At 63.7% G+C, this 24,937-nt stretch carries 28 protein-coding genes; 19 read left to right on the forward strand and 9 right to left on the reverse strand.

The window, feature by feature from the left end; genetic code table 11:
* Positions 1-27 precede the first annotated feature (27 nt).
* Both G6N10_RS19710 and G6N10_RS19715 read left to right on the forward strand, forming a co-directional pair.
* Positions 28-504 (forward strand): MarR family winged helix-turn-helix transcriptional regulator, encoded by a 477-nt coding sequence (locus tag G6N10_RS19710; protein ID WP_109750561.1) that lies wholly within the window; start codon positions 28-30, stop codon positions 502-504.
* 136 nt (positions 505-640) lie between these two features.
* Entirely contained in the window at positions 641-1,273 is a 633-nt protein-coding gene (locus G6N10_RS19715; RefSeq protein ID WP_085098056.1) for a heme-binding beta-barrel domain-containing protein, read from the forward strand.
* Between the two features lie 15 nt (positions 1,274-1,288).
* On the opposite strand, the gene G6N10_RS19720 is transcribed toward G6N10_RS19715, so the two are convergent.
* The gene (locus G6N10_RS19720; protein ID WP_085098059.1) at positions 1,289-1,723 is read right to left on the reverse strand and encodes a hemerythrin domain-containing protein; all 435 of its coding nucleotides are present in this window, start codon (positions 1,721-1,723) and stop codon (positions 1,289-1,291) included.
* 199 nt (positions 1,724-1,922) lie between these two features.
* On the opposite strand from G6N10_RS19720, the gene G6N10_RS19725 reads away from it, so the two are divergent.
* The 5 genes from G6N10_RS19725 (at position 1,923) to G6N10_RS19750 (ending at position 5,375) form a co-directional block, all read left to right on the forward strand.
* On the forward strand, positions 1,923-2,096 hold the full coding sequence (locus G6N10_RS19725) for a CsbD family protein (RefSeq protein WP_085098062.1): 174 nt from the start codon (positions 1,923-1,925) through the stop codon (positions 2,094-2,096).
* A gap of 431 nt (positions 2,097-2,527) precedes the next feature.
* Positions 2,528-2,773, forward strand: coding sequence for a hypothetical protein (locus G6N10_RS19735; RefSeq protein ID WP_085098065.1), 246 nt, complete (start codon positions 2,528-2,530; stop codon positions 2,771-2,773).
* Positions 2,770-3,081: a hypothetical protein gene (locus G6N10_RS19740; protein WP_133055161.1), complete on the forward strand. Its 312-nt coding sequence runs from the start codon at positions 2,770-2,772 to the stop codon at positions 3,079-3,081. Before G6N10_RS19735 ends, G6N10_RS19740 begins: the two co-directional genes overlap by 4 nt.
* Before the next feature lie 12 nt (positions 3,082-3,093).
* The gene (locus G6N10_RS19745; RefSeq protein WP_085098071.1) at positions 3,094-3,684 is read left to right on the forward strand and encodes a hypothetical protein; all 591 of its coding nucleotides are present in this window, start codon (positions 3,094-3,096) and stop codon (positions 3,682-3,684) included.
* 119 nt (positions 3,685-3,803) lie between these two features.
* Positions 3,804-5,375 (forward strand): hypothetical protein, encoded by a 1,572-nt coding sequence (locus G6N10_RS19750; protein WP_133055162.1) that lies wholly within the window; start codon positions 3,804-3,806, stop codon positions 5,373-5,375.
* Positions 5,376-5,479: 104 nt separating this feature from the next.
* Here G6N10_RS19750 and G6N10_RS19755 read toward each other — a convergent pair whose 3' ends face one another.
* The 3 genes from G6N10_RS19755 to G6N10_RS19765 are packed head-to-tail and all read right to left on the reverse strand — an operon-like array spanning position 5,480 to position 6,710.
* Entirely contained in the window at positions 5,480-5,689 is a 210-nt protein-coding gene (locus G6N10_RS19755) for a hypothetical protein (protein ID WP_133055163.1), read from the reverse strand.
* Between the two features lie 17 nt (positions 5,690-5,706).
* The gene (locus G6N10_RS19760; RefSeq protein WP_133055164.1) at positions 5,707-6,072 is read right to left on the reverse strand and encodes a hypothetical protein; all 366 of its coding nucleotides are present in this window, start codon (positions 6,070-6,072) and stop codon (positions 5,707-5,709) included.
* Complete coding sequence (locus G6N10_RS19765; protein ID WP_085098081.1) at positions 6,069-6,710, reverse strand: hypothetical protein; 642 nt, start codon at positions 6,708-6,710, stop codon at positions 6,069-6,071. The genes G6N10_RS19760 and G6N10_RS19765 overlap by 4 nt, the downstream gene beginning before the upstream one ends.
* A gap of 241 nt (positions 6,711-6,951) precedes the next feature.
* Between G6N10_RS19765 and G6N10_RS19770 the strand changes: the two genes are divergently transcribed.
* Positions 6,952-7,512, forward strand: coding sequence for a recombinase family protein (locus tag G6N10_RS19770; protein ID WP_234810610.1), 561 nt, complete (start codon positions 6,952-6,954; stop codon positions 7,510-7,512).
* 338 nt (positions 7,513-7,850) lie between these two features.
* On the opposite strand, the gene G6N10_RS19775 is transcribed toward G6N10_RS19770, so the two are convergent.
* The 5 genes from G6N10_RS19775 to G6N10_RS19795 form a co-directional block, all read right to left on the reverse strand.
* Positions 7,851-9,026, reverse strand: coding sequence for a neutral zinc metallopeptidase (locus G6N10_RS19775; protein WP_163742610.1), 1,176 nt, complete (start codon positions 9,024-9,026; stop codon positions 7,851-7,853).
* A gap of 177 nt (positions 9,027-9,203) precedes the next feature.
* Positions 9,204-9,875, reverse strand: a complete 672-nt coding sequence (locus G6N10_RS19780; protein WP_085098090.1) for a hypothetical protein — start codon at positions 9,873-9,875, stop codon at positions 9,204-9,206.
* 64 nt (positions 9,876-9,939) lie between these two features.
* Positions 9,940-11,193, reverse strand: a complete 1,254-nt coding sequence (locus tag G6N10_RS19785; RefSeq protein ID WP_133055165.1) for a hypothetical protein — start codon at positions 11,191-11,193, stop codon at positions 9,940-9,942.
* Between the two features lie 22 nt (positions 11,194-11,215).
* Entirely contained in the window at positions 11,216-11,581 is a 366-nt protein-coding gene (locus G6N10_RS19790) for a hypothetical protein (protein WP_085098096.1), read from the reverse strand.
* On the reverse strand, positions 11,578-12,717 hold the full coding sequence (locus G6N10_RS19795) for a hypothetical protein (RefSeq protein WP_085098099.1): 1,140 nt from the start codon (positions 12,715-12,717) through the stop codon (positions 11,578-11,580). The genes G6N10_RS19790 and G6N10_RS19795 overlap by 4 nt, the downstream gene beginning before the upstream one ends.
* A gap of 1,630 nt (positions 12,718-14,347) precedes the next feature.
* Between G6N10_RS19795 and G6N10_RS19800 the strand changes: the two genes are divergently transcribed.
* The 11 genes from G6N10_RS19800 (at position 14,348) to G6N10_RS20150 (ending at position 24,936) form a co-directional block, all read left to right on the forward strand.
* Positions 14,348-16,297 carry a DNA primase family protein gene (locus G6N10_RS19800; protein WP_085098104.1) on the forward strand — a complete coding sequence of 650 codons (1,950 nt, stop codon included), beginning with the start codon at positions 14,348-14,350 and terminating at the stop codon, positions 16,295-16,297.
* A complete protein-coding gene (locus G6N10_RS19805) occupies positions 16,294-18,141 on the forward strand; it encodes a bifunctional DNA primase/polymerase (protein ID WP_085098107.1) in 1,848 nt (615 codons plus the stop codon). The genes G6N10_RS19800 and G6N10_RS19805 overlap by 4 nt, the downstream gene beginning before the upstream one ends.
* Positions 18,142-19,986, forward strand: coding sequence for a DNA polymerase (locus G6N10_RS19810; protein ID WP_085098110.1), 1,845 nt, complete (start codon positions 18,142-18,144; stop codon positions 19,984-19,986). It abuts the gene before it with no gap.
* A 50-nt stretch (positions 19,987-20,036) separates the two neighbouring features.
* On the forward strand, positions 20,037-20,573 hold the full coding sequence (locus tag G6N10_RS19815) for a hypothetical protein (protein ID WP_085098113.1): 537 nt from the start codon (positions 20,037-20,039) through the stop codon (positions 20,571-20,573).
* Complete coding sequence (locus G6N10_RS19820; RefSeq protein ID WP_085098115.1) at positions 20,570-20,854, forward strand: hypothetical protein; 285 nt, start codon at positions 20,570-20,572, stop codon at positions 20,852-20,854. Before G6N10_RS19815 ends, G6N10_RS19820 begins: the two co-directional genes overlap by 4 nt.
* Positions 20,855-20,984: 130 nt before the next feature.
* On the forward strand, positions 20,985-22,040 hold the full coding sequence (locus G6N10_RS19825; protein ID WP_133055167.1) for a hypothetical protein: 1,056 nt from the start codon (positions 20,985-20,987) through the stop codon (positions 22,038-22,040).
* A 689-nt stretch (positions 22,041-22,729) separates the two neighbouring features.
* On the forward strand, positions 22,730-23,068 hold the full coding sequence (locus tag G6N10_RS19830) for a hypothetical protein (RefSeq protein WP_085098121.1): 339 nt from the start codon (positions 22,730-22,732) through the stop codon (positions 23,066-23,068).
* Entirely contained in the window at positions 23,065-23,445 is a 381-nt protein-coding gene (locus G6N10_RS19835) for a hypothetical protein (protein WP_133055168.1), read from the forward strand. Before G6N10_RS19830 ends, G6N10_RS19835 begins: the two co-directional genes overlap by 4 nt.
* Entirely contained in the window at positions 23,442-23,942 is a 501-nt protein-coding gene (locus G6N10_RS19840) for a hypothetical protein (RefSeq protein ID WP_133055169.1), read from the forward strand. The genes G6N10_RS19835 and G6N10_RS19840 overlap by 4 nt, the downstream gene beginning before the upstream one ends.
* On the forward strand, positions 23,939-24,388 hold the full coding sequence (locus G6N10_RS19845; protein ID WP_133055170.1) for a hypothetical protein: 450 nt from the start codon (positions 23,939-23,941) through the stop codon (positions 24,386-24,388). Before G6N10_RS19840 ends, G6N10_RS19845 begins: the two co-directional genes overlap by 4 nt.
* 2 nt (positions 24,389-24,390) lie before the next feature.
* The gene (locus tag G6N10_RS20150) at positions 24,391-24,936 is read left to right on the forward strand and encodes a hypothetical protein (protein WP_085098133.1); all 546 of its coding nucleotides are present in this window, start codon (positions 24,391-24,393) and stop codon (positions 24,934-24,936) included.
* The last annotated feature ends 1 nt before the right edge of the window (position 24,937 follow it).

Genomic DNA, 24,937 nt, shown 5'->3' on the forward strand with positions numbered 1-24,937 from the left:
CCGGGCTTCTCGAGGGATACTCACCCGGTGGGAAGTGACGGCGTCACCGGGCCCTCGGCCGACGAGTTGCGGGCGTTCGAGGCCGCTACCCGCGATCTGGTCGGCCTGGCGCTGCGCAGCGTCGAGCGCTCGGAGCTGTCGCTGCCCCAGTTCCGGCTGCTGCTGGTGCTGTACGAGTTGGGCACCGTGAGCTCGACGCAATGCGCCCGGGCGCTGGGCGTGGCCGGCTCCTCGGTCACCCGGCTGGCCGACCGGTTGCACAAGTCGGGTCTGCTGCAGCGCGGTGCCGATCCGCACAATCGCAGCGTGGTGACCCTTGCGCTGACGCCCGCCGGGCGACGGGCGGTGCGGCAGGTGACCGATCGGCGCCGGCGTGAGCTGACCAAGGCGCTGGGACAACTGGACCCGCAGCGGCGCCGGGAGTGCGCGGCCACCCTGGACCGGTTGCACGAATTGCTCGATCCGGGCGCCCCGGCCGACGGCGCGCATCGCCTGCTGCTCTGAACGTGGTGCCCCGCGCGCTGCGGACCTGGGCAAACCGCCTTACCAAATGTCTTGCTCTATGCAACACTTGAGGTGCCGAACCAGCCTTGGGGGCCGGGTCTGGTCATCGGGTTCGGCCCGACGAGTGGAGCAGTCAATGAGCACATCGATCAGTGAGCCGACCATCGACATCGCCGATATCCGGGGACCGCAGAAGCTCGGTCCGTTGACCCCGCTGGTCGGCGACTGGGAGGGCGACGTCGGAATCGACCTGTCCTACCACAACGACGACGACGTCACCGGCCCCACGTCCTACTTCGAAAAGGCCACCTTCACGCCGATTCCGGTGCAGGAGAACGGCCAGCAGGTGCTGTGGGGCCTGAACTACAAGATGACCGCCTGGCGCCACGGCGAGGAGGCGATGGACCCGTTCCACGACGAGATCGGATTCCTGTTGTGGGACAAGGCCAACGGCCAGATCATCCGGAACGTGGTCTTCGGCCGCGGCATCGCGATCCTGGCGGGCAGCAGCGCCCAGCCCGGAGACCGGGTGCTGCATTTCGACGCCACCCCCGGCGACCCGTCGTACGGCGTCCTGCAGAACCGCTACCTGATGCAGCGCGCCGAGATCCGGGCGTTCACCAGCACCTTCACCATCATCGACGACGAAACCTTCAGCTACACCTCGGATCTGCTGTTGCGGCTGGCCGCCATCGGGCAGGACATGCACCACACCGACCAGAACACGCTGCGCCGAGTGCGGCGGTTCCACCCGGGCTCGGGGAACTGACCGGGGCGCCGCGGGTCACGCCGCGGCGCACACCCAGCCGTCGGGCATGGCGGCCTCGGTCAGCAGCTCGGTGAGATCGGCGGCGCAGTCGAGTTCGGTGGCCTGCGGATAGACGATCGGCTCTTCCTTGTCGTTGTGCACGGCGAGCATCCGGAGCAGTTCGCGGCAGGCCGCCGGGTCGGGATCGCCGGCCTCGATGGCGTCCATCGCGCGCCACAGTTCGCCGTGTTCGCGGATCATCACCATGATCGGCATCATCAGGCCCGCGGCGCGCAGCGGCGGGAACATGAACTTCTCCTCCAGGTAGATGTGCCTGCGCAGGGTGTCCAGGGCGGTCCGCAGCGCGGCCCCGTCGTCGGGGGCGTCCAGGAAGCGTTCGATCTCGGCGTCGATGGCGCGGTGCTCGGCGGTGTAGGCGACGGCGGGATCGGTGGCGTCGGGCGCGGACATGGCGGGCTCCGTTCATCGGCAGCTGCGGGCCCGGCGAGGTGCCGGGCACGCCGTCCACGCTAATTTCGGCGGCCGCACCCGGGTAGGGCCGAACGTCCCCGTTCCGCAGGCGCGGGGGCGCGCCGGTGTTGCCGGCATCACAGCCCAGATCGGGTCAGCGGATGTTTGGCTTCCCCGGGAATTGGCCATCCTGGCTGGCATGAGTGCAACAGACAAGATCAAGAACGCCATTGACGATGCCGCCGGCAAGGCCAAGGAGGCCGCGGGCAACCTGACCGACGACGACCAAAAGAAGAACGAGGGCAAGGCCGATCAGGCCAAGGCGGACCTCAAGGACGCCGGCGAGAAGGTGAAGGACGCCTTCAAGCACTGAGCCCGGCTGCGGGCCCGCCTCAGCCCAGCGCGGACTCGAAGGCCCGGTGGGCGGCGTCGTCGAACAACACGAAGCGCACCTCGGCGACCGGGGTTCGGCTCGAGCGCACCGTCGCCACGGCGATCCGGGCGAAAGAAACACCCTCCGACGCTGGTCGGAGGGTGTTTCTGGTGGTGCCCCCGGCAGGATTCGAACCTGCGGCCTTCTGCTCCGGAGGCAGGTGAGCAAAGTCCACCTGCGGCTTTGTGAAGTGTGGTCTCGGTAAACATGCAGGTCACACGTTCGGTCGTGTATCAGTGCGATTCACCAGTTACCAACCTGGTGTGACTTCTGTGTGACTTTTCAGGCGACACTCGAACACCTGATCCAGCAAACATCACGTCCCCGCCGATGGCTGGCATCCTGTCTGCGGCTGGAGAGAGGATCAGCCCATGATCACCACCGACCCCGCCCGCTACCCGTGCGTTTTCACCGGACAGACCGCTGATGGGCGCACGGTCTGTTGGGACCGTGGCAACTGGTCTGGCGACTGGGACTTGATACGCGCCGCCGACTCCCTGCGCGGCGTAGACCTGAGCATGCAAGCCATCGCCGTCGCGATTGCCGCTGTGGTTGGGGAGGACGGCATGGTGAGCGAGACCATCACCGCGCTGCTGAACAAGGAGGACAAACCATGACCTCCGACGAACGCATGGAGCGCGCTGTGGCACGGCTAGCGAAAATCGAAGCGTGGCGTGTGAAGACGAACGCCGACACCACGCCTGAGGAGCTGATCCTCCGCGCCTACGTCAGCAGGTCTGACCGCGCCGAGCTGGTCTCCGCGCTGAGCGCGATGGAGTACACCTTCCCTCAATACGAGCCGTATCCGGTTGAAGAGCGGCTGATGGGGACTTGGGACCAACTTCCGCTTGCGTACTACCAGAAGTACATCAGCCACGATGAGTTGGAAGCTGTCCGCGCCGCTGTGAAACCGCCTCAGGAATAGGGCGATCCGGCCGTGGACAACGACATCATCGCGCTCATCGACCAGGCGCTTGACGAAGGGGAGCCGTACAGCCCCGCCGACGATCCATACTCGTGGAATGACGCTGCGGTCTGGACTTCCACCGGTGACCACCAAGACCGCGACGACGACGAGCGGGACGACGAGGTCGACCCGCTCCGTTACGTCGATAATCCCTTCGCGGGCACCTACTACCAAGATCCGAGCGACCCTCCGTGGCTCGTCACGCCTGTTGGGCATCAGCACATCTACGACCACGACGAACCCGCTCCCGCCGTGTGGGAAGTGTCCCGCCAACCGCCAGGGTGTTATTCCGACGAACCACAAGCGGGACAGACGGTTGTCCTGAGCGCGACCCTGAGCGATGGGCTGCGGACGTGTTACTTCACCTACGTCCACGGCGAAGACCCACAGCATGGTGAATGGGACGGGGACGCGGACATGCTTGAAGCCGTGCGCATCCTTGGAGCGCTCGACCCACCGGACGACCCGCTTCGGATGATTGCCGGCGCGTTGGCGCGCGTCGGGTGGTGGGGGACGGTGAGCGATTCCGTTTGGCAGGTGCTGGCGGGGGATGACTACTAGGTCATTGCCCGTGCCCATGCGACGGACACCAGCCGTGAGTTTCCAGCAATAGGCGTGCGGCAGGGCGCGACACGTTGCGCTGGGACATGATAAGCGCTGGTAAAGCGTAGAATTGTGGTATGTGCAAGAGCAAAGCGGACGGCGGGCGCAGGTGTCCGTGCAGCGGTGGGACGCGTCCCTATCCACGCAACCGTGAGGAGCGCCGCCAACTGGCGGTAGCGGTGGCGCACAAGCGAGCCGACAACCGTGCGGCAGCGACGCGGTATCGGGCGATTCAGCGGCGGCAGGAGGCGGAAGCCTTGGAGTTCGTCGCCAACATCGGCAGGCTGGGACTGGACGACCGCCGCGACTTGCTTGTGGCGCGACTGGACGGGTTGCCCGACCGAGGATCCGCCGCCGAGCGCAAAGTGTTGGAGGCAGAGCTTGCGGATGTCCGTGTTGCCCGCCGAGCCCATGTCCTGGTGTCAATGGGACTAGACCCATCGTTGGACGACCGCACGCTGATGGAGCAGGTGGTGCAGACAGCCAAGGATCGCCGCCGCGCCGAGGTGCTGCTGAGCTGGGGTCTTGACCCGTCGCTGGACGACCGCACGCTGATGAAGCAGGTTGCCGCGACGGCGACGGCGAAGCGGATGGCTGATGCCCGTGGGGTTGTCGCGGGACATGCCCGAAGGGATGGAGCGAGTGAGAGCGAAGGACATGATTTGTCCAGTTCAGAGGTAGTTTCGCCGCCGAAGAAGGAGTCCAAGGCGCTGACCGAAGCCCGCGCGAAGCTCCAGATGGCTCAGCGTGCGAATGCATCTGCGGAGACCATCGACCTTCTACAGGCGCGGGTGGACAAGCTGACCGCCAAGCCGAAGCGGAAGTCCACGCGGAAGCCCGAGCCGGCCAACTCGCAGGTGCAGGATCTCATCGCCAATGCCCGCGCGAACGGGGAGTCGGACGAGCACATCGCGGCGCGTATCCAAGCCGCCCTGGACGGCGCATCCGCCGACGCCGACCCCGAGAACATCGCGGCGTTGCGGGATGGGCTGAAGGAGGTGACCAAAGCATCGGTGCCCATCACGGAACGCGACGACATCCCGACGTTGGAGGAGTTCGAACGCGCAGCGCAGACCGACCCGCAAGGGCGTAGCGCCGCGCAGTTGTTGCTCGCGCATCGGGCACAGTTGATGGGTCAGCAGCCCGCAGAGTCCGATGCGACAGCGGAAGCAAAGGACATGATAAGTCCAGCTCAGACACCTAAACCACGCAAGGCACGGAAACCACGGCTCAGCCCCGTGTACGACGAATCCAAGCCCATACCGCCCAGCGGACACCGCATCCCCGCCGATGCTGATGTGCCGTTCGGTGGGCGCATCGCTGGCAAGCTCACCACACCGGAAGCCAAGCGGGCGCGTGCGACAAACCGTGTTCGCGCCGCTGCGGTCGAAACCCTCACCGCCGCAGGCGCTCCCAACCTGGCGCAATGGGAAGCCGAACACGTCCTTGCCGTGGCGCAAGGGCAGCCCGCCCGCTGGGTGGCGGACCTGAGCGGTGGGTGGGTTATCGCCGCGCCGATGGACGAGCTACGCGCAGACAACACCGTGGAGATCCACCACAAGGATGGTTCGTCGTCCATCCGTTCCGTGCGGGAGTTGTTGGCGGAGGGCACCGTCAACGGTAGGCGGGTCGGGGTTTTCAAGGGCTGAGGTTACCGCTGTCGGGAAGCCTGCTGAACTGCGGTAATCATGTCCGCCGCTCACGCGGCAGACATCCCTACGGGCAAGTCCACGCAGCCAACGCGGCAACCATGTCACCAGTCGTCCGCGTGCTGAATCTCGTACCCCTCCAAGTCGCCTATCTCGTCGTCGTACAGGGAAGGGTTGCCGCGCCAATCATCGCGCAGGCGTTGCCCCGAACCGTTGTATTCGGTCCCGCACCGCCCGCATTGGTTCGCCCAACCGGAGGGCAATTCCACAGTTTCGCCGCAGCGGCACTCAACAGTGCGGGTCTCGTTCGTCATGTCGGACTCCTCGGTGTTCACGCGGCGTTATCACGGTGCGGCGGCATGATGTTGCACATCAACTCGACGGTCAGCTTTCCGTGAGGACACGACACCTCGGCGTAGGGAGCGACCGCAATGGCTCGGGTGAGCAGTTCGGCGATGTGCTCGCTGAACTCGTCGGTGAACCACTCATGCGGGAGATCCAGGCACGCGGCGGCGACGTGCAACCCCAGATGTCCAAGGGTGATGGGACCGTGGGGACTCTTCGCGCGAAAGAACTCCCCGGTGACGTTGGCACCTGTGCCGTCACGCCACGTCCACGTGACATAGGAAATGACAGAGTGAGTGCCGTGCTCGTCCGCGTTGGGATTGATGAACGCGGATGCTCGGTAGTCGCTCACCGCTCGACCTCGGTGTGGTTGAGCACCACGGCACACGGCGGGCAGAGAGTCCGCTGATACCAGGTGGGGCTCTCGTGCAGAGTTCCCGCGTCCCCGCATCGCTCGCAGGTACGCCAGGAGATGCGCTCGGCTTCACGGATCAGCGCTTCCGTCTTGTCGTCGCCGCCGTAGGTGTAGATCCGCAGACCTCCGCCCTTCTCCTTGATCTGGGAGTACTGCAGGGTCGGGTCAGCCTCCGCCAGCTTGGCGTCCAGGTCAGCCAACAGGGGATACCAACCACGCTGAATGTCGATTGCCCTGGACTCGCCGGCCGCGAAGCGCTGCTCCACGGCGGACAGGTCGGGGAGGCGCATGATGCGCCGCGCAAACGATGAGATGCGCCATTGCGCTGTGCCGAACGGGTCAACAGGGTCATCGAACCAGACCAAGCTCCCGCGCCCGATCTTCGGGAGCGCGCCGATCTTGTAGATGGGCTGACGCTCGTCGTCGCCCAACATGGGTGTGGACACGGGGGAGGACAGCCGCGTGAACCACATATCGTCCAAGTCCCAAACCTGTTGTGCCGTCTTCGTGGTGACCAACCAGACCCCCGTGTCGGTCGGCGTGAGTTCGTCGGTGGTCTCGGGTGTGAAAATCATGAACTGGAGTGTGCGACACCGGAACTCGGAAACGCCAGTGTCTCGTAGGGACATGACGAGGCGCGGAGCTGTGACAGGTCTTCACACTTGGCACATGCCCGCAGCGGGTGCCTGCGCGGTGTGAAAGCCCATGTCGCGCTTCAGATATGGCACCGAGACCTGTCACTGTGCCACATTCTGTGTCGCATTCTGTCGCCCCCTGGAGTTACGTTCAAAGCAACACCACCGAGGGGAGACCATCGTGAGCATTGCGGCGTACCTACGAGTCAGCACCAGTGGGCAGACCACCATGCAGCAGTCGGACGCCATCGCAGCGGCGGGGATCTCACCAGACCGTGTGTTCGAGGACACCGCATCGGGGCGGGCGGGTTCAGACCGTCCGGGATGGCGGGAGTGCCTGAGTTGGCTCCGCAGCGGCGATCTTCTTGTCGTAATTGCCGTCGATAGGCTCGGGAGGTCTGTTCGGGAAGTCGCCCAGGTGATGCACGACCTGGAGCAGCGGGGAATTGCCCTACGGAGCCTTCGGGAATCGGTGGACACCAGCACGCCAACGGGTCGGGCGGTTGTGTCGATCATGGCGACCGTCGCCGAACTCGAACTAGAACTCGGCAAGGAGCGCCGCGCCGCGTCCCGCCAGGCACGGACGGAACGCGGTCTTCCCGCCACATGCCCGCCAAAGCTCCAAGCAGACCAGCGGGATCGGCTTATCCGTCTCTACAGGTCTGGTGAGCCCGTGCAGGAGTTGGCGGCGCTGTTCGGGATCAGCCGCCGAACCGTGTTCCGATACGTGAAGGCGGCATAGGAAAACCCCGCCACGATGGACGGGGTTTCCTGTTGATGGGCACCACCCCACCGACTCACACGCACCGCTCTGACCAAGGAGAAATGCGCTTCTTATTCTAGCCGGTAGCAGGCGTTTTCGTGCGACTGAGCGTGTGTCGGCACATGCTCTTGGGACATGGAACTTCGCTGGTCAGGGGATGAGCACCAGCCCGTCGCCCAGCGGGGCTCCAGTGGCTACCTTGGCGGCTGAAACCCGTCACGCGATGGGCTGGAAACCCGTCACACCGTGGTCTCCCTCGGCGGGCTGAAACCCGTCACACGGTGGCGGGGCAGGCTCGTGCTGTGACAGGTTTCGGCTCACCCGGCGCAGTCCTGCGGGCTGTCCACGTCGTAGACCCCTCGTAGGTAGTGCCGAACCCGCTCGAACTGCGAAGGGATGGTGTCGCCGGCCGCGGGTACTGCGCCGAACCCGCTGGACATCACCTCGACGCCGATCTCGTCCAGGTCTCCCGCGCTGAGTTCGATGTCTCGGGTCTTGCTGGGCTTCGCTAGTGTCCGTGCGACAGCTCCCACGGCACACGCTGTGACCCGCGCGGTGGCTTCGATTCCACCTTGGCGCGCCCACACATGAATCAGTGCGCCGATGAGAGGGGAGATGGCGCTCCCGTCGCCGCTCCGACCAGGTTGGGGATCCTCAGCCAACCGCTGCACCTCGGGGAGGTCAACGCTGACAGTCCCGTCGTCGCACAATCTGATGGGGGACTTGGACACCATCGAACCGCACCCGTTGAGCCTTACCTCGGGGGTCGGGATGTCGAGCACTTGGGACACCGATTCGGCGGCTCGGCGCAGGTTCGGCAGCGTGATTGGGAGGTTCCCCTCGGTGATGTGTTCCAGCTCGTGACGGTAGGCGTCGGGGATGCCCGCGCGCATCGCCTCGACGGCGGGCTGGTCGATGGCGGCGCAGGTGCCAGTCCCACCGGTGAAACCCGTTTGCAGGGCGCGCACGCGTTCCAAGTTGCCCCCATGGTCTCCGCCGTGCGTTGGGGCATCGCCCATCTCCAGGACCGCGCCGAGCATCTCGTCAAGTCCGTTACCGCTCAACGTGAACCGCTTGCTGCGCCCCTCCGCGACCCACGCCAAGTAGGAACCCGCGTAGCAGTCCGCCTGCTGCTCGCGAACCAGCGTGGGCATCCCATTGGCTCCGATTAGCGCCTGCACGCGGTGCCCCACTTCGTGCGCCATAACCAGGGTTATCGCGTTGGTTCCGCCGATCCGCTGAAACATCGGCAGGAGGTGCCCTCGGTCCCATCCCACGGACTCGTCGCCTGTGCAGTAGCCCGCGTTTGCGCCCACCTGCTGGTCGCAGTACGCGGCGGTGCCCGTGGTCGAGTCCCAAGATGCGGCGAACGTCGGCGGGGTGAATCGCTTCCCGCCAGGGAGGGGAGTGACCGCCCAGAAGTCCAAGACATCCGAGAGTGCTTGTGCGGCAAGGCTGTCTGTACTGCTGTTATCCGTGTCCTTGACCGTCATTGACGGTGGTGGAGCATCCGTCCGTAGCCCTGACGTTGTGGCTTCGATGTGGATTCCGCCCACCGTGCCCGGTACGTCGAATGCTGAAACTGGTGTCCCCACGATGGATGCTGAACAGCCGGCCACTACGGCGACGGTCAGCGCCAGAGCTGCGGGGAGACACCACTTCATCACGGACTACCCGTTGTAGTCCAGACACGCGGCGGGATCCACGAGGTTGCCCCAGCCGTAGTCGAAGTGCGGCTGGCGGTCGGTTGACCACTCGGGGAGGCTCGCCAAGGTGGCGTCAACAGCGGACTTATCAGCTCCTGTGTACGCGGTAAAAGCCCCCGCACCGCAGTCGGCGGAGGCTTCTTTGGCTGCACGGCTTGGGTAATCTCGTCCGTCCGCATCCTGCGCGGCGTGCGCGACTTCGTGGGACACAACGATGCGTACGCCTTCCTCGCCTGCTTGGTTGTAGAAGGTCTGTGTCAGAGCGCGATTCCATCGCAGCGCATTGTCGCCAGGAACGCCATCGCAGTAGAGCATTACCGCGTTGCGGTGGATTTTGTTGTTGCAGGGGAGAGCGCCCGACACCTCCTCCACGCGGAACTCTGTGTCCACGTCGCCCAGCACCTCCCAGTAGGTCTGGGTATCCCGCACGGCGTTCGCCACGATCTCATCAATGGACAGCGCGGTGGTGGTCGTCGGTGCGACAGTCGTCCTGGTGGTTGTTGTCGTGGAGCTGCTGCTGGTGGTTGCAGTGGACGCGATGCTCCGCCCATCGACCGCGCGGGAGCATGCGGGCACGACAAGAACCGCCAGGACTGCCGCCATGGCGGTGAGGTGCCGTTTTCTCGTCGTGCCCATATCGAACTCCTGTTCTAATTGTCGGCGGCGGTCGCTGGGATGTCACTGTGCCAGTGGGGACGTGTCATGCGTCCGCCAACTTCTTGCTCGGGTTGTCTGCTGAGTGCCGCCCAACGAGCCCAACGTCCACTGACCTGTCCAGGCTGTCCATCAGCCCATCCGGTGGATCGCTCGCCAGGATGCTGTCGCGGAGGTCGTTGTTCTTCTGCGCGGTGTGTCTGCCGCTGCCCATCGGAGGAGCGCCCATCATTCCCCCGCCCATCATCCGCTGATTGTTCTGGTTGTTCGGGTTCTGACCTGGGTTGTTCGCGGGGTTGGTGTTCGAGCTGGACACGTTGGTCGGAGCGTTGACGCCCGCGCCCGTGGTGGCTGCGGCTGTCTTCACTCCGTCCACGCTGGTACCTCGGTCAACCGCCATCACGGCGGCACCTGTGACTTCGCCGTCCTCGTCCCTCTTCTTGAAGTCGGCGTCCTCGTTCTTCCGCTCGGCATCACGGAGCTTCTTGCGGATGTCATCGACCCTGACGCCCTGCATGGGATTCCGTGACGCGTTGGTCGGCGCGGAGCTGGTTGGCGTGGGGGACGCGGACGCTGCCATCATTGGCTGCTGTACCTGCGGCATCTGCGGTGTGCCGTACGACGACGGGCTGAATTGTGCCGTTGGCGTCGGTGTGGCTGCTGGCGTTGGTGCGATGTCGGAGGACAAGCCTGTCCCCACTGCGTCGCTGGAAACTGGCGGCGCTGTTTCCTTGGGAACTACCAGCGGGAGCTTGCGGTCGGTCGAGGGGTCAACAGGATCGCCTTCGCCGCCGCCCCACTCGTCTCCGCCCTCGCCCGCCTCGTCCTTTTCCTTGCGCTCCTTCTCGTCGTCTGATCTGGGGTTTTCCACGTCCCCGCCCTCGCCGGCCCCTGGAACCTCGGGGACACCCACGCACTCCTGCTGGGACTGGGACTGTCCCGCTGCTTCGTCCAGTTCCTCGACCGCTCGCTTGCGTTCGGCGATGTCGGCGTTCAGGTCTTTGACCTTGTCCTTGTAGTCCCGCCCCGCGTCCGAGTCCCTCTTGATTTCCGCCTTCTGAATCTCGATCTGGCTCTCGGTCGGCGCGGACGCCAGCTTGCTCTCCTCGTCGGTGGACTCAGACGCGGCGGCGCTCATCTCCGTTGCCGCTGTGGAGAAACCGCTGAGGTAGGTTCGCGCCTGCGCCAACAGGTCGTTGATGGCGTCTGCGAACTCTCCTTGTACGACAGGGATTTGGTTGACGTTCAGGAGGCTGGTTCCCGTCGCCAGCTTGTCCCAGCCTGCCTTCGCGGCTGCCATCGGCATTGTCGTCATTTCCATGTCACGCCGTCCTCAGGGTTGGGTCTACGTCGGTGTCGATGTCCTTCGCCTTCGCGGCGTCGTCGGTCTCGCGTTCCTGGTCAACGGTGCTCACCTTGGTGATCTGCTTGGACAGGCTGCGAGCGTGCCGCGCCAGTGCCGCCATCCCGTCGCCCCACTCCTTCGCCGTGGACGCTTGCCCCTTCACGGCTGTCTGGTACACCTCACCGGGGCTGTACTGGGTGACGTAGGTGGACAGCGCATCGGTGGTGCTGGTGGACAACCCCGTCGCCGTGGTCGCCAGGGCGGCGCACTGGTCGGCGAACGCGGTCAACGCGGCGCTTGATGCCGCGTATTCGGCGTGTTCGTGGGTGATCTGCTCGGTCATGCCGCACTCCTTGAGTCTTCGGCGTTGTCGATTTCGCGCAGCGCTGCGGGGAACAGCACCGCGACAATCAGGAGGAAGCCCAAGGTGAGGAGGGCGTAGTAGGTCACCCAGCCCATGCGGTGCTCGGTGACCGTCACATCAGTGCCGAGGACGAACTTGGCGTCGTCGTCAGTCCGGTTGAGCATGGCTACCTGGTACTCGGCTTCAGCTTCGGCACGCTCCCGTGAGCCTGCGGGGAGGGCGTCCACGTCCGCCCATTTCGCATCCACGTAGGTGCGCGGCATGGTGACGGAGTCGATGCCCTCGCGGTCGATGGTGAGCTGGGAGTGGATCTTGTCCAGTCCATACGTCGCGGCGATCTGATTGCGCGCGTTGACGAATCCGTCCGCGTAGAGCGATGCCATGAGCTTCTTGACCTCGGTCGGCAGCGCGTCGGTGCGGACGGGTACGTGCTCGCCGCCGATGATGATGCGCCCATCGCCGTCCTCGTTGCGACCGGTCGGAACCTCGTACTCGTTTGCGAGGAACACCCACGGCTTGCGGGTCGCCGCAAGCTCCTTTGACAGGGACACCAGAGCGGCGCGACGACCGTCCCACTCGTTGAGGGGCGGGACGCCGGCCGGCATCTCGGAGAACTTGCTGCCCGCCAACAGGTCGCGGCGGAACGCCACATCTCCGAAGCGTCCATCCTTGGGCTCGGAAACCCACTCGCCGCCCTCCCCACGGGCATTGCGGACGGTCGATGGGTAGGAAGCCAGCCACTCGTCAAAACGGTCCTGCTGGTGGTTCTGCGCCGCCTGCGCCTCCTCGCTGAGGGACACGGAATAGGTGGGGTTCAAGCGGGTGTAGACGGTTCCCGCGAGCACTCCGACACCGAGGACCACCGCGACGACTGCGGCGATGACGCGAAGGCTCGGACGGTGCTTCGGGGGCTCCGGTGGCGACCAGAGTGCGGTCAACCCGGTGTCCTCGGTAGTCCAGACGGGCACCACAGGCTTGTCGGGAGTCATGTCCAGGACGCCGTCGTCATCGGCGACATCGTCCGTCGTGGGCTCTGGCTCGAAGTCCTCGTCGGTGAGGTCAACGATGGTGATCTTGTTGCCGCCGCCGTGGGTCGGCTCCCTGCTCTCGGTCACTGGTCAGCTCCTTTTCGTCCGAGCATTTGGTGGACAGCGGACGTGGACACACCCATCGCTCCAGCGAGCTGGGGGAGTGTCCAACCCTGATCGCGCAGCGCGCGGGCGGTGTCCGTGCGACGACGGCGCAAGTCTCGAACATGGGTGTTCGCCCTGTTCAGGGACTTCTTCAGGGTCATCAAGTCCTGCCCTGTGGGTGTCCGCGTATCGCTCATGTGGATAACTATACAGGAAGATGAATAGCTATGCACGGAAACGAGCACCTATTTGTGCAGGTAGACGTGTTAATACGGAGTCAACACGGTTAGCTGATTCGGGACACTATGCGTGCAGGTGAATAACTATGCGCAACAGTAGGGGAAGCCGAAACGCCTGGTCGTCGGCGGTACCGCAGCCGAGCTTCTGCTGCATGGCGGACGGCGGGCTGCTTGTTGTATTGAGGAGACGAGAATTGTTCGACGGGGTTTTCGTCCGCACAGAGTTGGAGGGCTGTTCCGATGCCGTCCACAACGCCCATAGCGCGGCGGAACTGCTCTAGGTCTCAGACATGCCCGATCCCGCAGCGCGATTGTCTATCTGGGTGCGTCAGAGAGGTTATTTTCGTGGTTTGTGAGGGTCCGGGAACAAAGTGGGGACAAACTCTGCTCAGGAAACACCCTCTGACCTGCACCGGGACAAAGTAGGAGGTACTTCACCTTGTTGTTTTCCTAGGGAGAAATGATATTAACACCCTGTCTATACCACACTTATAGCTACAGCAAACATCTACTGTAATCGGGGGTGTTAATATCATTTTCGCCTATAGCTCCAACAAGATGAGAAACAAGGACTTTGTCCCGGTGCAGGTCAGAGGGGGTGAGCGATGAGGAGTTTGTCCCCACTTTGTTCCCGGATTGCTGAAATCGCCGAAATCCCCGCTCCGATTCTCGTCCCCTGTTCTCCGCCAGCAAACTTTTGGGGACGAGAATCTGTATCGCGCGCCCTCATCTTCCGTTTGCCTTCCCGCCCTCCAGCCCTCCGCTTTTCCTGGGTCGTCTAGCGCCCTATTGGTGACATAGGCGAGTGTCAGCCGTAGCGCTTTTCCGCTTGAAACGGTAGCCGAACGGCGCGTCATTTAGTGACCTTGCTCACACTTCCTGTATTCACACCGCTACGTGCTGCGAACGCAATTGTTTGCTGGCGCTTGGCGGAAAGTCGGATAGCGCCTGATAAATGGCGGCGTATAGGGATGATATACGGTGGTAACTAGGGCTCTGACCAGTGTTTATATGACATTAACAACTGTCACGGCGACACGAAATCGACCCGTGCAAACAACTGCCTTGGCGTTTATTGTGGTAGCTATGAAAGCAAACAAGCCCCGCACTCCACGGGTTCAGCACTTGGGTCTGGAGACGGTCAGCTCCATTCACCGCCGTCATAACATCGCGCGGCAGACCGTTCTCCGTGCCATTGAATCGGGACGGCTCCCCGCGTATGTCGCGAAAACGGATGACGTAGGGCGTCCCATTTATCTGGTCAAGCCCTCCGACGCCGACTCCCTGTGGGGAATTTTGCCCATCGACCACGAACTCGTATCAGCCTGAGACAGCAATCAGGGCGGGTCGCCTGAGAAACGAAACCCGCCCTGATGGAAAGCGCTAATAAAATGGTAACATCTGAATCCAACGCCGTCGAGTCTAATCACGTCTCCGACGATGAGTATGTTCTGCCCGACGAGCCTGATTACCCCGAGGATGCAGAGCAGCCCGACGTGGGAGAAGCCTCCGACTCCAAGCCTGTTAAGGCGCGGCGTCCTGGTATCCCGCAGTCGGACACCGACCCCCGCGAATTGCTAGCGGAGTATGTCGAAATTGATGGGGAATTGCGCGAGCCCTCCATCAAGGACTACCTGAACCAGCCGCTGCAAGCGCCACCGGTGGTCGTCCAGGCGATACACCGCGAGGTGGCCGGCGCAGTTGCTGCCCTGATGGACAGACGGCTGCGGTACCACCGCGCCGAGAACACCTTCTATGAGTGGGACGGCACCTCCACCTCGGAGATCACCGACTCCCGCGCCCGCGAACTGGTGAAGCAGTGCTGCACACCCCCCGACCACGAAGCGAAGTCGAGTCAGCTCGTCATCCCGGTGAAGACCGTCGCCATTGGACCGTCCGAGGGCAAGCGCCTGGAAGCCCAGGGCTATGGCACTTACGACTCGTCGTTCGGGAGGTTCACGCTCAGTGATGGAACGGTCATCACTGAATACTCGGTTCCCGCCGACGCCTGGATCGGGGACACCATGAACACGAACAAGATTTTCGAGGATTTTCGCGGGCGTGACAGCGTCCTGATGAAGGGCGACTTCGACTCGGAGCCCTACCTGCTCCGCTCCGGTGACCAGGTGCTGGATCTGTCGGAGGGATCGCTGGCTGAAGGAATCCGCACGCGGCGCGCCAACCGCCATGACCTGATGCTCCGCAGCGTCGGACCAGACTTTGACATCGACGCACGGTGCCCAAAGTGGGTGCAGTTCGTTGCCGAGGTCACCTCGCACACAGACCGTGACACCGGTGAGGTCATCGAGCGTCCCCACATCGCGGAGTACCTGCAGAAAGCGGCGGGGCTGTCGTTGGTCGGCAGGTTGATTGAGCAGACGCATTTCATCCTGTGGGCAAGGACGGGAAGCAACGGAAAGTCCGTTTTCATCGCGACGTTGCTCCATGTGATGGGCACCTACGCCGGGATTCTCCCGAAGACCGTCCTTGAGGAAAAGCCCGCATCGTCCGGACCAACCACCGACCTCACCGTGCTCAACGGTGCGCGCATGGCGTACGCCAAGGAGACCAAGAAGGTTCGGTGGGACGCGGAACTGCTCAAGGAGCTGCGCAGCCCTGAGCGACTGACAGCTCGAAAGCTGTACCAAGACAACACATCCTGGACACCGACACACACGCTGTGGCTGACCACGAACAATGCTCCGCGCGTCCCCGCGAACGACTTGGCGTTCTGGCGCGGTGTCCAGATCGTGCCGTTCGACCAGCGTTGGTGGAGCGAAAACGACTCCGACGAACTCCGCCGCTTGTCCATCGCACCCGCCAATCCGAAGCTCGGTGACGAGCTGGCTGAGGAAGCACCGGGGATCCTGAACTGGATGTTGGAGGGGCTGCGCCTCTACTACGCAGAGGGCTTGACAGTCCCGGAAGAGGTTCGTGCGGCGACCGCAGAAGCGCAGGGCGCGGGATCGGTGTGGACGGACTTCCTCATGGAGTACATCGAGGTCACCGAGGACGAGTCCGACACCGTGGAAGTGCGGATGCTGTTCAACCTGTGGAAGGAGTACAAGAGCCAGAACAGCCAACGATCCTCGCTGACGCCTTCCAGTCCTCCGTCCTTGGAGATGGAGATGCTGGAGTCGGTGCCCTCCGCGAGGCTCATCCGCCCCGAACCGGGCAAGCGCCGCACCGTCAAGAAGATCGCGGGTATCAAGCTCACCGAGGCTGGGGAGGACGCCAAACAGGCGTTGATGGGCAGCGTGGACGGCAAGTCCAACGTCCGCACCGTGGACTTCGGAACCGTGCAAGTGGGGATGTCGGTATGACCGCGCAGGGATCTCTGAACCGCGCGCTGTCCCTGGCGCAGACACGTGGATGGCGCACCATCCCGCTTTTGCCGTACATGAAACTCCCCGCCGTCTCGGAGTTCTATCAGCGACAGACCATCAACCCTGGTGAGCTTGAGGTGATGTGGAAGGAGGCTCAGGATCGGATCGCGAGCCTGACTTCCCGCGTCGCAGCAGGACGCGTTGAAGACGAAGACCTTGCCGATGTTGTGAGGTCCCACCCGGACTACGCGGAGCTGGAGCCGAACATCGCTGTCTTGCTTGGACATTCGCGCCTGGTGATCGTGGATGTGGACACCACCGACCAGATGCACGCATGGCTGGCATTCTGCGAGCGTCACGGCTATGACCCTGGACCGCGCACTCAGGCGTCGCCCGGGGTGATCACCCGCGAGGGCACTGTCAAACACGACGGGATGGGGCATTTCTTCTACGCCCTCCCTGACGACATCGACGGCGACGAGTTGAACCGCTCGGGAGTCTCGCTGCCTTTGGGGGAGCCGACCGTTGCGTGCGAGACCGAGGAAGCGCGCAAGGCTGCGGTACCGGTGCTGATGACGGGCAAGCGGTATGCCCTGATCGCGCCATCAACCCGCGCCGAAGGTGCCTACGTCCCCACCGCAGGCACCGCGATTCGTCCCCTGCCCGCGTTCCTTGCAGCCCCACTCCGAGAGCACCTGAACTCACGTCGTGCTCAGCGGGAGAAGGCTCAGTCCCGCTCCGCGCATCTTGCGCGCGAAGACCGTCTGTGGGCATGGGATGACCACACCCCGTGGACCGACATCCTCGAAGGCTGGGAAGAGACCGACGTTGACGGCGAGGGATGTGTAACCCTGCGCCATCCCGACGCGTCCAGCAATCGCTCCGCCGTTGCGCATGCGGTCGGCTGCAGCCATTTGCGGAACAGTGACTGTGACGCGCCGCCACCGGTGACGTTCTTCACGTCCACCCTCCCCGATTGGGTGCTTTCCGCATTGGAGACCACTGAGAACAAGCAGACCGTGGGAAAGCTGAAGCTGTACGCGCACAAGCTCTACGGCGGAGATGTTCGGACAGCACGTCGGATGTTGGGGCTGGCAGACCACGCCCCCACACGGGCGAGGAAGGCGTCCACATCGAACGCGCCTTCCGCTGGTGGATGGAAGACCGTCCAGTTCGTCAAGCAGGCACCAGTGAAATTGAACCTGCCGCCGCGACCCGTCCGTGCCCGCCGCACTTCCGATGTCGAGGTGGTCGAGCCTGTTGTGGCTGCGCCGACCGCCGCGACGGAGACCATCGACCCGCCGAAGGCAGAGCCGGAGAAGACACCCGCCAAGAAGACACCCGCCAAGAAGCCCGCAGTCAAGAAGGCATCCGCAGCGCCTGAGTCCTACGATCCCGCGTGGGATTCAGAGTTCACCGACTCCGTGCCCGAGATCCAGCCCTGGGAACCCGCGTCGTTGCACGACCACGCAGCGCGATTCATCGCCTCCCATGCCGCCCCGACAACACACGAGATCTGGGAGAGCATCGCAGCGCGCGAAGTTCGCTTGTCTGAATGGGCCGGCAAGGACTCGGAGTCCGAGAAGTGGACTGACCGCGACCGCGAACGTCGGCAGACACGCGCTGACCTGTTCGCCATCCGCCACTTGCCCATCACGGATCTCGCAGAGTACTTGGGTGTCAACCCCGAGCGTGCCCGCGCATTGGCTCGTGTGCTCATACCGACCGCCGCACAGGCGGGTTTCGTCATCCGCGACCGCCCCCGTGGCGACCCGCTGCGGTACATGGTTCCCCCCTCGAAGCCAGAAGATTCCGACCTCGCAATTTGGAAGGTGCAGTAGATGTACGCCCTCAAAACCCGCCCAACAGATGACTATGTGGTGTTCGCGCCGCCCGCCGACGTTGACCCAACCTCCGACATCGAAGCGGTCATCCGCTCGCTGAACGGCGCTCCGCTCGCCGCCGACACGGAGACCACGGGACTCGGATGGTTCGACACCATGACGCTGGCTTCGTTCGCCTCCGACACCCACGCCGTGGTTCTGGATATGACATCCGAGGATCACCGCATCGCGGTCGGGATCCTGTTTCAGCGCGTGCTGGCCGGTGAGTTTGAGATTGTCATGCACAACGCCCAGTTCGACGCGTTGCATTTCGACCGTGCGGGACTGGTGGACGGTGTCGAACTTCTCGGACACACCACCGACACGTACACCCTCGCCTCACTGATCGAGACACCGGACAACGACACGAAGTCACGAGGGCTGAAGGCGCTCTCCGACGATTGGCTGCCTCACAGCGCCGCCACGGCAGCCCAGGCGGAGATGCACTTGATGTGGGCGGAGCGCGGCTGGTCATCGAGGTCCGCCTGGTCGAAGATGCATCCGCGCAATCCCGCGTTCCTTCGTTACAGCGCCGCCGACGCCATCGACACCCGCCGTCTGTACCGCACCATCCACCCACTTGCCGCCGCAGCGGCTACCGCCGCGACCCTTGAGCGCGAACGCCGCGCATCCCAGCTCGCCGCACGTATGCAACGGCGCGGATTCCTCGTTGACCGCGAAGGACTCCAGCAGTGGCTCACCGACGCCGAAGCGCGCGCCGTGGAGTTGTTGGCGCGACTGAACGCACACGGAATTCAGAACCCGAATTCCACTCGGCAGGTACGCGACGCCATCGAGGCGGAACTTCGCAGCGCGTGGGGGACGAAGGAACCTCCGCTGTCCGAGGTGGAGACCGATGCGCTGCTTGAGCGGATGCTGCCGAACACCGCCGCCGCGACGTTGGAACTGCTGAAGGGAAGCAGCGCTATCGTCACCGACCTGCTAGCGCATCGGGCACTCACCAAAACCATCGGCACCTATGCCAAGCCGTGGCTGCGTGAGTCGGAGCGTGACGGACGGATCCACGCCTCACTGAATCCGCTGCGCGCTTCCACCGGGCGCTGGTCTTCGTCCAACCCGAACCTGCAGAACGTGCCGAAGGCTCTACGTAAGTTCATCGTCCCGCGCCCTGGCTATGTTCTAGTCTCCGCCGACTTTCGTTCGGTTGAAGTTCGCCTCGGAGGCGCGCTGTCGGGCGATGCCCGCATGCTTGCGGATCTCCGCGCGGGTCTTGACCCGTATATGGAAGTGGCTAAAGCCGCGTTCGGCGATGACGCCACCGAGGAACAACGCAACGCGATGAAGCCGGTCCTGCTCGGACGGATGTATGGACGCGGCGAACGCTCCATCGCAGACGCCTGGCAGGTGAAGGAAAAGGACACCCCCTATGAGGAACTGTTCGAACGCGCAAAACGGCTGAGCCGCGAGGGCATCGACGCCCGATACCCCGAACTGAAGCCTGCCGCAGCCGCAGCGATGGCGCGTGTCGCAGCGGGCAATGTCCGCATCCAACTTCCGTCCGGACGCGCCTTGTCCAAGTCGCCCGCGATGGCGAAGGACGCCTTTAACGCCTTGGTTCAGGGCGCGGGACGGGACGAACTCGTGGACGCGGGTATCCGCTTGGCGGACGCGGGATTCGCCGACAACCTCTGGTTGTGCATCCACGACGAATGGGTGTTGGAGATCCCCGACACCGATGTTGAGGCGACGGTTGAGCGCATCACATCAATCATGGCAACCACGTTCAACGGGGTGCCCATCGACGCCGACGCGAAAGTGCTCGGAACGCACTGGGACAAATGATCCCCGCGCATCGCTGTTAACCAACCATCAACAACACAAGGAGAAACACCATGAACGACGTAATCGAAACCTACGACTCCAACGAAGCGCGCTCCGACGCTGAGCGGCTGCGCGATGCCGTCGCCGCGCTTGCAGACGTGGTCGATGAGGTGTGCGGTCGGGTCACGTACACCGACGACTCTCACGACCGCGAACGCGACTTCTCCACACCGGACATGGACGAGGCGCGGAGCAGTGCCACCGCCCTCACCTCCGCGCTGATCGTAGTGAAGGAGTACGCGGAGCAACCGGCTTCAGAAATGGAGGAGGCTGCGGATGCTGTCGATGAGAACGACGCAAGCCTGGCGGAGGAGTACTGCGTTGGACGATTCCCGCTGCCCGATGGGTATGCGCGGTGGGACGACGTTCCGCTCAACGCGCTGCCACCGGAGGACCACTGCAACCGTATGAGTAGTGGGATGCAGTTCGCCGCGCGCGTGGCTAGAGACCCGATCTCGCGCTATGTCTGCAAAGCGTGTGGGCAGCACTACAGGGCTCGTAACTGGGTCGGACCATGCGATGCGTGCCGCAAAGAAGGGCGCAAATGATGACCACCACCACCACCACGGCTGAGCGCATCAACGCCCTCACCAACCCGTACACCCTCCACCGGGAAACCGCGCACGAGGTTCTGCTCTTCGCTGACAGCCCGCACGGCATGCCCTTGTCCATGCTGCTGTCGGCGTGGGGAGCCGCCCGAATCGGTGTCCCGCTGACAGTCCTGCTGGCTCATCGCGCGGTCAATGTCACGGACGGAATCGTGACCGTCACCAATCCCGTCGCAGACTTGAACGAGCTTGTGTTCGCCAGTGGGAACGGTTCGGGATGACGACCGTGGAGCAGTTGCGGGCAAACCTGCACACGCTGCTGAACAGCACTAGCACGTCCCTTTCGGAGACTTTCGCCGGGGTAGTGGAGGAGCAACAATCACATTTGCTGCGAGGAGAGGAACAGCAAAGATGAACACACTGATGACCGCTGAACGGCGGTACGACCTGCTGATGTCGGAGGAGGCTGAACGTGCCCGTGCGCGGTCGGTGTTCGCGTGGGGGATGGTTGGTGGGCTTGGGCTGACCCTGGCTGGCAACCTTGCCGCACCGCTTGTGGCTGCGTCCGTCCCGCTGGCGTTGACCGTGTTCTCACTCCCGCCGTTGTTGGCGGGTTGGGGAGCCCACATGGCGCTAACGGTGCACCGCGCCGCACCCCGAACGGTGCAGGGGAAGCGCGCCGCGTTCGGTGCTACCGCCCTCGCCGCGATGTTGTTCATCATTGCCCTGGTCGCGTCCTACACGCACCTTCGCGAGCTGTTCATCGTCGGCGGTTACGCCGCCTGGCTGGCGTCGGTTTTCGCCGCCGCGATTGACCTGGCGCTCCTTGCCGCGACCTCCGCCTGGTTCGCGATGCGCCCCGCGTCCGCCGCCGAACTGCGGACGGCACGGGCAGAGATGGAAGACGAGGAAGCGGCTGAGCGTGAACGTCTTGAACGTGAACGAGTCGAGCGTGAACGGGCGGAAGCCGCCGCGCAGGAAGCCGCCGAACTTGAACGTGAACGACTTGAAGCAGAGCGCGAAGAACGGGCGTGGGAACGCGAACAGCGGGCATTGGCTGCCGCCGAGCGTGCACGTGCACTAGAAAATTCCCAGGTCATCGTTGACGGTCACGTGAACGACCGCCTTGTGAACGGGCACGAAGTCAGTCACACGAACGGGCATACGGTCGTTCACACGAACGGGCACGCGGTCGAAGCTGTGAACGGTCACGCCCGACCGGTGCCCGAGTCCGTGAACGTGGCTGTGCACGAGTCCGTGAACGGTCACGACCGCCATCTGATCGAGGCACGGGCACTGCTCGCCCGAACGGGCAAGCGTACGCCCGCCGAGAACGTGGCTCAGGTGCTCCAGATGCTGGACGACGAACAGCCCATCCTGACCATCGCGGCGAGCCTGGGCATGGGTGAGCGCACCGTCCGCCAGATTCGCGACTCCCGCCAGCCCGAGTTCGCCAACGCGAGCTGACCTCCAGACCCGGCAGCCCACCAGTCCTCTCCGCTGGTGGGCTGTCGCATTTCCCCGTCACGAACCCCTCCCACCGTGGGCTGAGGATGGGTCGAGAACCCATGGAAAACCCGCGTTACGGGCGCGCCTGGGTCTCTCCCCGCGAAACGCCTTGTGTTTGTTCCCAAAAACCTAGTTTGACCACGGCGTTTATGAACACCTCCGAGAACCGCCCTGTTGTTACGACCACCGTTACGGGCGGTGTTACGACCACCGTTACGTGGGCGGTTACGTGTGCTGTTACGCCCCTTCTTACGGATTCCGTTACGGATTCATCGTGTCTCGGGTCGATTTCAAGAGTCTTTCTTCAGAAGTTTTCCTCTGATAAGTGTTAACACCGCACTAACACCATTCTTTGCATTTACCGCCGATGACCTGCATAAATGGCGAAGCATGCCCCGAACTTGTGCCACCTACTTTCTATCAGCGCAGGTAAGACCGGGAAAAGAAATGGTGAATGACTATGCAAAACCTTGAATAGATATGCTATCGTAGCCATGTGAGTTGATTTTTCTACTACTGCCTGCTTATCGGCGCGAGCGCCGCTTTCAGCGCAGATTAGGAAATGAGACCCCCCCCGACATTTGGCACGGAGCGCCGCTCCCGAGGTTTTCGGAAAACACGCTCCATAGATAGGAGCGTGAGAAGTAATGACAACCGAAACCACGGTCCCACCCCACAACCCCTGCCCGCAGTGGTGCGAGGTGTGGGACGGCGACATCGGCGCAGGCGTCCTCGCGGATCCTCCGGGCGGAACCCCCATCCGCGATGAAGTGATCGCGACCATCAACGCGAACAAGGGCGCAGTACCGAACACAACCCTCGACGCGATGTTGGGCGCGACCGACCCCACGCCCGTGATCGTCGGTGCGCTCGTTGCACTGCTCGTAGTCCTCGCCGCCGCGACCGTCCTGGTGCGCCGTCACCGCGCCGCCGCGACCGAGGGGGACGTACCGCATGTTTCCGTCACGGGCGGAGACGTGTCATGACTCGGACACAAGCCGCGCGTGTGCTCGGAGTCAGTCTCCTCCTCGCCCTCGCCTACTGGATCTACGAACAGGTGACCTTGATGCAGGCGGCGGAGACGCTGTTGCAAACCTTCCGCGCGATTGCCGCCGCTGACCCCGACACCTTCGGCGGATTGGACATGTCCGACGAAGCGGTGTCGATGTCCGCGCTCGACTGGTTCCCCATCATCGCCCGTTTCGCGGTGGAGCTGGGCGCTGCAGCGTGGCTGTTGACCTACAAGGACAACACCGCGCTGACGTTCGCTCAGCCCATGTACGGCGTCCCGCAGATGCCGCACATGCAGCCCGCTCCGCAGTGGAGCGCGCCACCCAACTCACAGTTTGGAGAACCACGATGACCACACCATTCCCGCAGCAGCCACCGATGCCGCCGCAGTTCGGACAGACGGTGCAGCCACCGGGTTATCAGTACCCGATGCCTCAGCCTGTTCAGCCGCCGCGCGCGCCATCGAAGGAACGGAAGACCTACGCGATGGTGCTCGGCGTGGTCGGCATCGCGGTCGCAGTCGTCGGCGTCGTCGCGATGACGGGCAACGAGGGCGACACCGTGAAGGTCATCGGCTTCGTCATCGGCGCGGTCGCATCGTGGTTGTGGAACAGCGCGAAGAAGCTGGAGAAGGAAGAGCAAGCAGCAGCGCAGCCGCCGATGACCTACGGCTATCCGCAGGGCTACGCACCGCCCGCGCAGTTTGCTGGACAACCTCCGCAGTACCCGTACCCATACCCGCAACCGATGCCGCAGCAGGTCTTCGCGTACCCGCCGCAGGGTGTGTCAGCAAACCCGCGGCAGACGGTTCAGCCGCCTGCCACTGATCAGAACGGAGAGGTGAAATGACATTCCCGGGAAACCCGTTGCCCTACGCGCCGCCGCAGGGACAGCAGCAGTTCGCAGTGCCGCCGAACATGCCTTACCCGCCGGCCGGCGCGTACGCACAGCCAGCACCGGACAAGAAGAAGCCGAACGCTGGACTACTGATTGCCGCTGTCGCAGGACTTGCCGCGTTGGCGTTCGTGATGTTCAACGGCTCTTCGAGCGAGGTCGATGAACAAGTCGCTCGCTATGAGAAGTCCGCTGTCCAGGAGACGGCGGACGGCGACGACATCGGGGCGAGGTACTACACCGAACTCGCCGCGTGCGCCCGCGCTCACGGCGCGAGCGGTCCAGATATGGACGCCTGCGGATCCAACGCAGCTGAGCGGATGAGGACGGCGCGGTCTGAAAAGGGCGACGCCGAACGCGCAGCAGAACGCGCGCGAATCAAGTCGAAGTACGGAGGTTGATCATGAAAAGCGGAGCGAATGAGGCGCTGTTCGCGCTGGTGATGCTCGCGGTGTGGGGTGTCGTCCTGACGACCCTCTACAAGCGGAACCGTGAGCGCATCGACGGAATCCCCGTCGTGGGTGTGGTGCTCGCGGCAATCGCGGGGTTCTTTGCTGGGCTGTTCGAGAAGAGTGAGCCGCAGCCGCAACAGCAGGGTCATGTGTACCCACCGCAGCCCATGTACGGGTATCCGCCGCAGCCGTACACCGTCCCTGTGCAGCCGATGGCGCAGCAGCCCGTCTATGGCTACCCACCGGTGCCGCCGCAGCTCGATGCTGATGGGAACATCTACCAGACGGTGAACCTCACCGAGGAGCAACTGGCTGAAACCATCGCCCGCGCGCGAGCCGCGGGCTATCAGGTCGAAACGCAGGCTGACGGGACTCTCCTAGTCCGTGAGCAGTCGCACAGTGTCCCTGTGCAACCGCAGCCGACGACGACACCGCAGCCGACGCCAGTGGCGGATGACCTGGATGACTTGTTCGACAAGAAGCTGGACGAGGGATAAG

It is taken from the genome of Mycolicibacterium fallax (genome assembly GCF_010726955.1).
Lineage (GTDB): Bacteria > Actinomycetota > Actinomycetes > Mycobacteriales > Mycobacteriaceae > Mycobacterium > Mycobacterium fallax.

Coding starts and splice junctions, on each gene's coding strand:
- G6N10_RS19740 (WP_133055161.1), top strand. CDS start 2,770: ATGACCTCCGACGAACGCATGGAGCGCGCTGTGGCACGGCTAGCGAAA.
- G6N10_RS19820 (WP_085098115.1), top strand. CDS start 20,570: ATGATGACCACCACCACCACCACGGCTGAGCGCATCAACGCCCTCACC.
- G6N10_RS20150 (WP_085098133.1), top strand. CDS start 24,391: ATGAAAAGCGGAGCGAATGAGGCGCTGTTCGCGCTGGTGATGCTCGCG.
- G6N10_RS19790 (WP_085098096.1), bottom strand. CDS start 11,581: ATGACCGAGCAGATCACCCACGAACACGCCGAATACGCGGCATCAAGC.
- G6N10_RS19720 (WP_085098059.1), bottom strand. CDS start 1,723: ATGTCCGCGCCCGACGCCACCGATCCCGCCGTCGCCTACACCGCCGAG.
- G6N10_RS19785 (WP_133055165.1), bottom strand. CDS start 11,193: ATGGCAGCCGCGAAGGCAGGCTGGGACAAGCTGGCGACGGGAACCAGC.
- G6N10_RS19810 (WP_085098110.1), top strand. CDS start 18,142: ATGTACGCCCTCAAAACCCGCCCAACAGATGACTATGTGGTGTTCGCG.
- G6N10_RS19735 (WP_085098065.1), top strand. CDS start 2,528: ATGATCACCACCGACCCCGCCCGCTACCCGTGCGTTTTCACCGGACAG.
- G6N10_RS19765 (WP_085098081.1), bottom strand. CDS start 6,710: ATGATTTTCACACCCGAGACCACCGACGAACTCACGCCGACCGACACG.
- G6N10_RS19840 (WP_133055169.1), top strand. CDS start 23,442: ATGACCACACCATTCCCGCAGCAGCCACCGATGCCGCCGCAGTTCGGA.
- G6N10_RS19750 (WP_133055162.1), top strand. CDS start 3,804: ATGTGCAAGAGCAAAGCGGACGGCGGGCGCAGGTGTCCGTGCAGCGGT.
- G6N10_RS19725 (WP_085098062.1), top strand. CDS start 1,923: ATGAGTGCAACAGACAAGATCAAGAACGCCATTGACGATGCCGCCGGC.
- G6N10_RS19825 (WP_133055167.1), top strand. CDS start 20,985: ATGAACACACTGATGACCGCTGAACGGCGGTACGACCTGCTGATGTCG.
- G6N10_RS19830 (WP_085098121.1), top strand. CDS start 22,730: ATGACAACCGAAACCACGGTCCCACCCCACAACCCCTGCCCGCAGTGG.
- G6N10_RS19775 (WP_163742610.1), bottom strand. CDS start 9,026: ATGACGGTCAAGGACACGGATAACAGCAGTACAGACAGCCTTGCCGCA.
- G6N10_RS19815 (WP_085098113.1), top strand. CDS start 20,037: ATGAACGACGTAATCGAAACCTACGACTCCAACGAAGCGCGCTCCGAC.
- G6N10_RS19780 (WP_085098090.1), bottom strand. CDS start 9,875: ATGGGCACGACGAGAAAACGGCACCTCACCGCCATGGCGGCAGTCCTG.
- G6N10_RS19800 (WP_085098104.1), top strand. CDS start 14,348: ATGGAAAGCGCTAATAAAATGGTAACATCTGAATCCAACGCCGTCGAG.
- G6N10_RS19805 (WP_085098107.1), top strand. CDS start 16,294: ATGACCGCGCAGGGATCTCTGAACCGCGCGCTGTCCCTGGCGCAGACA.
- G6N10_RS19835 (WP_133055168.1), top strand. CDS start 23,065: ATGACTCGGACACAAGCCGCGCGTGTGCTCGGAGTCAGTCTCCTCCTC.
- G6N10_RS19755 (WP_133055163.1), bottom strand. CDS start 5,689: ATGACGAACGAGACCCGCACTGTTGAGTGCCGCTGCGGCGAAACTGTG.
- G6N10_RS19715 (WP_085098056.1), top strand. CDS start 641: ATGAGCACATCGATCAGTGAGCCGACCATCGACATCGCCGATATCCGG.
- G6N10_RS19845 (WP_133055170.1), top strand. CDS start 23,939: ATGACATTCCCGGGAAACCCGTTGCCCTACGCGCCGCCGCAGGGACAG.